This is a genomic window from Robinsoniella sp. (assembly GCF_034124845.1).
Genome location: NZ_JAWYAJ010000202.1, coordinates 1 through 6,483, shown reverse-complemented (window position 1 = coordinate 6,483; position 6,483 = coordinate 1). Strand labels below are relative to the sequence as shown.

Annotated in this window: 6 protein-coding genes and 1 pseudogene; 6 read left to right on the top strand and 1 reads right to left on the bottom strand. The window is 41.6% G+C overall.

Going from position 1 to position 6,483, the window contains the following annotated elements; translation table 11 throughout:
- Positions 1-19: 19 nt before the first annotated feature.
- From ACH2DQ_RS09370 to ACH2DQ_RS09345, 6 genes and pseudogenes are all read left to right on the top strand, one after another.
- Positions 20-391 (top strand): annotated as a pseudogene (locus ACH2DQ_RS09370) (DbpA RNA binding domain-containing protein); the annotation flags it as partial.
- Positions 392-469: 78 nt separating this feature from the next.
- Positions 470-1,141, top strand: a complete 672-nt coding sequence (locus tag ACH2DQ_RS09365; RefSeq protein WP_394910648.1) for a response regulator transcription factor — start codon at positions 470-472, stop codon at positions 1,139-1,141.
- Positions 1,142-1,254: 113 nt separating this feature from the next.
- Positions 1,255-2,262 (top strand): sensor histidine kinase, encoded by a 1,008-nt coding sequence (locus tag ACH2DQ_RS09360; RefSeq protein ID WP_394910647.1) that lies wholly within the window; start codon positions 1,255-1,257, stop codon positions 2,260-2,262.
- Between the two features lie 131 nt (positions 2,263-2,393).
- Entirely contained in the window at positions 2,394-3,074 is a 681-nt protein-coding gene (locus ACH2DQ_RS09355) for an ABC transporter ATP-binding protein (protein ID WP_394910646.1), read from the top strand.
- 44 nt (positions 3,075-3,118) lie between these two features.
- On the top strand, positions 3,119-3,808 hold the full coding sequence (locus tag ACH2DQ_RS09350; protein WP_394910645.1) for an ABC transporter ATP-binding protein: 690 nt from the start codon (positions 3,119-3,121) through the stop codon (positions 3,806-3,808).
- A 17-nt stretch (positions 3,809-3,825) separates the two neighbouring features.
- Positions 3,826-6,126 (top strand): ABC transporter permease, encoded by a 2,301-nt coding sequence (locus ACH2DQ_RS09345; protein WP_394910644.1) that lies wholly within the window; start codon positions 3,826-3,828, stop codon positions 6,124-6,126.
- 45 nt (positions 6,127-6,171) lie between these two features.
- Here ACH2DQ_RS09345 and ACH2DQ_RS09340 read toward each other — a convergent pair.
- Positions 6,172-6,483 (bottom strand): PhzF family phenazine biosynthesis protein (locus tag ACH2DQ_RS09340; protein WP_395026505.1); only part of this gene is annotated, 312 nt, incomplete at its 5' end.

The following is a 6,483-nucleotide window of genomic DNA, read 5'->3' as shown; positions in this document are numbered from 1 at the left end:
GAATATGTAACAGATTGTAGAGACGTATACAGGGGAGAAATTGCCCATAGCAGAACTTCCGGAATGCACTGCTGATGATGAGAAAAGATTTTGGGCATATCTTAAAAAAAAGGTGGTACTGAAACCGAAAAAAGGTGCTGCTTTGAATAAATCTATTACAAGGCTGTCTGTTGGAGGCGGAAAGAAATCAAAAATGCGTGCAGTGGATGTGGTGGGAGCAATCTGCAATATCCAGGGAATAACTGCGGAAGATATTGGAATTATTGATGTACGGGACAGCTTGACTTATGTAGAGATTTTAAATGGGAAAGGAAAAGCAGTTCTGGAAGTTCTGCAGGAAAAACCAATAAAGGGGAAGGTACGTAAGGTTCGAATTACCAGGAATGTTTGATGGAGGTGCTGGGGCAGGACAATAGTACAGGCTGCAGGTCTGCAGTTAATGTCATCTATTTATGGAAATGAGGTATACATGAACAGGATACTACTTATTGAAGACGATGAGGATATTATAAAAAATCTGTCAGAACTATTAAAAGAAGAAAGATTTCTCCCTGTTTCTGTCAGAACCAGAAGAGATGCTATGGAAGTCCTGGAACGGGAGCAGTTTGATTTGGTCTTATTAGATTTGATGCTGCCGGATGGAAGCGGCTATTCTATTTGCAGATACATAAAGCAGGAATGGGAACTGCCTGTAATTATTCTGACTGCATTGGGGGATGAAGCAAGTGTGGTCACGGGATTTGACCAGGGCGCGGATGATTATATTGCGAAACCATTCCGGCCCCTGGAATTAATATCACGGGTTAAAAATGTACTGCGGCACAGCGGGAAGTCACAGTCCGTGTTCCGGATTTCAAACTTAAGCGTGGATACAGTAAAAGCATATGTCTCGAAGGAGGGGAAGGAAATCAGCCTTTCTGCTTTAGAGTACAGGCTTTTACTTGTTTTTTTGAGCCATCAGGGAGAAGTCCTGACCAGAAACCGGCTGTTGGAAGAGATCTGGGATATAGCCGGGGATTTTGTAAATGACAATACGCTTACGGTTTATATCAAGCGGCTGCGGGAAAAGGTGGAGGATGATCCGGCAAAACCTGTGATCATCAGGACGATTAGAGGACAGGGCTACAAAATTGGAGACTGAGCAGACTTAGCAGGGCAGCCAAATTTGAAAAGGGATATCTGGACTGAAGCCAAATATGAGTAGAGGCATCAGCATTTCAGCTAAATTTGAGATAAGCAGCAAGGAGTATGGAAATGAAGTTACTGAGAAATCCGGAAGTGAAAAGTTATTTTATCCGATACGCCATATTCACCGTTCTGGCTGTTCTTGGAGGTTTGGCGATATCTGTTCCTGGCGGTGTTTACACCGGAATCATCTGTGTAACCGGCGGTATCTCCTGTTATTTTTTTACCCGCAGGAGGTATCAAAAAATCGCAGTCATGAATGAGGGGCTGGACCAGATACTTCATGGGGATTATACAATGAATTTTATGAAGGATCAGGAAGGCGAACTGGCGATTTTAAGCACTGAGATCGTTAAGATGACCATAAGATTAAGAGAACAGGCTGAGATGCTGGAAAAAGACAAGGTATATCTCAGTAACTCTATTGCGGATATCTCACATCAGCTTCGAACACCCCTTACATCCATTCGTATGATTACACCACGGCTTCAGCGGGAAGGCATTTTGCCGGAAGAACGGATGCGGATGGTGCAGGAAGTGAACAGCCTGTTATCCCGTGTGGATTGGCTGATTGCTTCACTATTGAAGATTTCCCAGCTGGAATCCGGTACTGTTCATTTTCATTTGGAATCTGTTCGCGTTGGGGAACTGATGAAAAAGGCAATGGAACCGCTGGAGATTCCGCTGGAGTTAAAGGAACAGAAAATAGTTTTGGATATCCCCGATGAGATCCGTTACAGGGGGGATTTTTTGTGGAGTGTGGAGGCAGTAGGCAATATCATAAAAAACTGTATGGAATATACTCCTTTTGGCGGAAGTCTGCATATAAAAGCGGAGGAAAATCCCATATATACTCAGATCGTAATTTCTGACAGCGGAGGTGGGATTGCGCCGGAAGATCTGCCCCATCTTTTTGAACGGTTTTATAAAGGAAAAGGAGCAGGAAAAGGGAGTATTGGAATTGGTCTTGCATTGACACAAATGATTATCAGCAGGCAGAATGGGACGGTTCATGTTCAAAATAAGAAAAATGGCGGCGCGGAATTTCATATCTGTTTTTATAAGGGGGCTGTTTAAAGCCTTCTTTTTTTGTCTGTAACCCGGAGGTATTGTATAATGAAAGGCAGTTGAATATGACGGTTTTGTAATCTTAGAGTCACGGCACAGTCACTTAATTTTGCTATAATAATCACAGGAAGAGGTGCAGCATGGAAATTTTAAGGGTGGAAAATTTAAACAAAATATATGGCAGTGGAGATAATCAGATTCACGCGCTGCGAGACATTTCATTTCGGGTAGAGAAAGGAGAATTTGTGGCGATAACCGGACCGTCCGGTTCCGGGAAATCTACATTGCTACATTTACTTGGGGGAGTGGATACACCTACATCGGGCAGTATCTTCGTGGATGGAAGAGATATCTTTTTAAAAACGGTTGGGGAAATGGCAATCTACCGACGGCGCCAGATTGGTCTGGTTTATCAGTTTTATAACCTGATCCCGACTCTTAATGTTGAACAAAATATTACACTGCCTCTGCAGCTGGATGGACGCAGGGTAAACCAAGAACATTTATCTGGTCTTCTGGAAATTCTGGGGCTGAGTAAAGCAGCAAAGCAAAAGCCCCGGCAGTTATCAGGGGGCCAGCAGCAAAAAGCAGCCATTGGACGTGCCCTGATCCATGCCCCTGCATTTCTTCTGGCAGATGAACCAACCGGAAATCTGGACAGCGTAACCCGACAGGAAATAGTAGAACTGCTGAAATACTCTAATAAGTATTATAAACAAACGCTTATTGTGATTACCCATGATGAGAGTATCGCCTTACAGGCTGGGCATTTGATTGAAATCTGTGATGGTAAAGTTAGGACGGATAAGGTGGTAAACTAAGGAACTTGCGATGATCAAGCAGTTCGTAACAGGAGGTTTGATAAATGGATATAGTGAATTGTGTTGGAGTGACGAAAATTTATGGCTCGGACAGTAATCAGGTTACAGCGCTGAAAGATGTTAATTTAACCGTAGAAAAAGGAGAATTTGTTGCAGTGGTTGGTTCGTCAGGATCCGGCAAATCCACACTGCTGCATCTGATCGGTGCAGTTGACCGGCCTACGAAAGGAAAGATTCAGATAGATGGGGATGATATAAGTTCACTGGATGCGGCAAAGGCAGCAGTTCTTAGAAGAACAAAAGTGGGACTTATTTATCAGTTTTTTAATCTGATTCCTACGCTGACAGTGGAGAAAAATATCCTGCTGCCCATACTTCTGGACAAGAAAAAACCTGATATGAATTATTTTTATCAGATTGTGGAGGCGCTGGGGCTTGAAGACAAATTGAAATTTTTACCGGGAAAGTTATCCGGCGGACAGCAGCAGAGAGTGGCGATTGCCCGTTCTTTATTGTATCGCCCTGCTATTTTACTGGCTGATGAACCAACCGGTAATCTTGATCAAAAGAATTCAGAAGAGATTATGGAATTATTAAAATTTTCCAACCGCAACTTTGATCAGACGATACTAATCATCACACATGACCGGAAAGTGGCACTTGAGGCAGATCGCATTATAACAATCGGAGATGGAAAAATCCTGTCTGATGAACCGGTGGAAAGCTTGCGATAAATCAGGGGGACGAAAAAATGTGGAAAGTATACTCAAAGAATTATATTAAAAATAACAGGGCTGCAAGCATTTCCATTATGGTAGCTGTCCTGATCTCCTCCGTGTTTATATCGGCAATCTGTGCAATCTTCTATAATATGTGGACGGATAATATTGACCGCCTAGTGTCTAAGGACGGGGCATGGCATGGAAAAATGATAGGGAATCTAACATCAGCGGAAATAAATACAATAGAAAATAGTCCCAATGTAGACAAAATAGTTTTCCATCAGGATGTAAAAGGGGAAGCCTATGCAGAAATATATTTAAAAAATCCCAAAAATGTTTATCAGGAGTTACCGGAACTTGTTAATCAGATGGAAATGGATGAGGGGGAGGATATTGATTTGCAATACAATAAGATGCTTCTCACTCAATATTATATATATTCACCAGAGGAAAAAAAGGATCCGCCATTACTGATGACTTTTTACATATTTGTTATGATCGTTACCTGTTTTTCTCTGGCAATGATTATTTATAATGCATTTGGAATTACCATGAATTCCAGATTGCATCAGCTCGGCATCCTCCAGAGTGTGGGTGCGACACCAAAACAGATACGAACTGCATTGATGCAGGAATCGTTTGCCTTAAGCCTGCTGCCAATATTATCCGGTATTGCTTTGGGAATCGTGATAGACTGTGGTTTCATTAAATTTGCCAATGTCATTGGAGACATAAGCAACCGGACGGATGCCAAGTTCAGTTATCATCCATTGGTATTACTGGTTACATTTGCAATATGTGTGCTGACTGTTTATGCGGCATCTGCAAGGGCAGCGAAGAAATTAAGTAAAGTAATGCCTTTGGAAGCCATTTGCGGAGGAGCAGAACCCCCGGTCAAGAAAGTAAAAAAATATCGTTTGCTTTCTAAACTGTTTGGGATAGAAGGCGAACTGGCGAGAAAATCGCTGTATACCAGAAGAAAAGCTTTTCGCACTGCCAGTATCTCCCTTACCCTGTCCATATTGATGTTCAGCTTTTTCTTAAACTTTATGACTCTGTCTGATATGAGTACTCAGCAGTCCTATTTTGAAAGGTATAAGGATGCCTGGGATCTGATGATTACGCTCAACGGCACAGATAAAGGTGCAAAAGAACAGGAGAATCTCCTGCTAAATGAGATCAGAAATATTCCACAAGTCTCAGATTGTGCAGCGTATGGAAAGGCGCAAGCGTATACCTGGATTGATAAAAAAATGCTGTCTGCTGAACTGAATGCGATAGGGGGTATTGATGTACTGGGGGATGTGGGGATTATAAAAGATGGAGAAAAGTACCTGGTACCCGTTCCCATTGTGATACTGGATGATAAAAGTTTTCAGTTATACTGCAAAGAAAATGGAATGGGGAATACGCAGGCCATGGAAAGCGGTGCTGTTACTGTAAACAGAATCTGGGATAACATTCACAGTGATTTCCGTAACAGACAGTTTCTGCCATTTATAAAAGAAACGAATGGGCAGATTCTGGATCTGCTGCCGGACAAAGAAGCATCAAAAGAGCCGGAAAAAGTATCATATAGAGATACAAATAAAGATACAAATAAAGACACAAATAAAGGAAACAAGTTACAAACAAAAAAGGAAATGAAAACCCTATCTATGAAAATAGGGACCTACACGGACCAGGTTCCAAATCTTCGGGAAGAATATCATTATTTTTCTCTTTTGCAGATAATGTCAGCCGAATTCTATCAGACATTTTCCGATAACTTTGGGGAAAATGAGCGATATTTTCGGATACTGGCTGACTCAGATCAGGAAATTGAGCAAATTGAACGTAAGCTTACGACAATTTTAGATAAAGGCGGGTATGATTATACGCTGGAAAACCGTAAATCAGAAGAAGCATATAATACCATGTCCAGAAAAGGATTGAATATTATAATGGGGATTTTGTGCGGGATGCTGGCATTTATAGGATTAGCCAATGTATTTGCCAATACACTGGGAAGTATCTATCAGCGCAAACGTGAATTTGCCCGGTATATATCTATCGGTCTAACGCCTGCGGGGGTAAAGAAAATTTTATTTATGGAAGCCCTGATAATCAGCATGAAGCCGCTTCTCATCTGTCTGCCCCTGAACATTTTGTTTGTGATATTTTCTGTTTATTTAAAATACGGGGATTTTTTGAAAATTATGCCTGTTATGCCTCTTTTCGTAATGGCAATGTTTATTATTGTGACAGTTGGAGTGGCGTATTATATATCAGGCAGAAAAATTTGCAGGGCGGATATCGTGGATGCATTAAAAGATGAAACCATGCTTTAGCATATTATCAGCCCCAAAAGCACTGGAATGTCATCCATGGTATTGTCAGGCAAACTGACATTCCAGTGCGATCCGGGCATAGCCGCCTACCTGGATTTGGTCCTTATTAATCCTGGTATAAATATAGGATTTCTTATTCATGGATTCACCCTGGATAAAAGTATTGACTACATTTTCGGCAATCAAGTCATACTGTTTCAAGTAAGAGGTTAAGCCGCTGTTTGAGGTGCCTGTAGCAGCTTCTTCTTCAATATTATACAATGGTGCAAAATTTCTGCAGTGAGCGGTTATTCCTTCCATCGTACTCATGCAGAACATGTGGACTCCAATTACGTCATATTTTTTAGAGAGCAGACG

Coding starts and splice junctions, on each gene's coding strand:
- ACH2DQ_RS09350 (WP_394910645.1), top strand. CDS start 3,119: ATGGATATAGTGAATTGTGTTGGAGTGACGAAAATTTATGGCTCGGAC.
- ACH2DQ_RS09345 (WP_394910644.1), top strand. CDS start 3,826: ATGTGGAAAGTATACTCAAAGAATTATATTAAAAATAACAGGGCTGCA.
- ACH2DQ_RS09355 (WP_394910646.1), top strand. CDS start 2,394: ATGGAAATTTTAAGGGTGGAAAATTTAAACAAAATATATGGCAGTGGA.
- ACH2DQ_RS09365 (WP_394910648.1), top strand. CDS start 470: ATGAACAGGATACTACTTATTGAAGACGATGAGGATATTATAAAAAAT.
- ACH2DQ_RS09360 (WP_394910647.1), top strand. CDS start 1,255: ATGAAGTTACTGAGAAATCCGGAAGTGAAAAGTTATTTTATCCGATAC.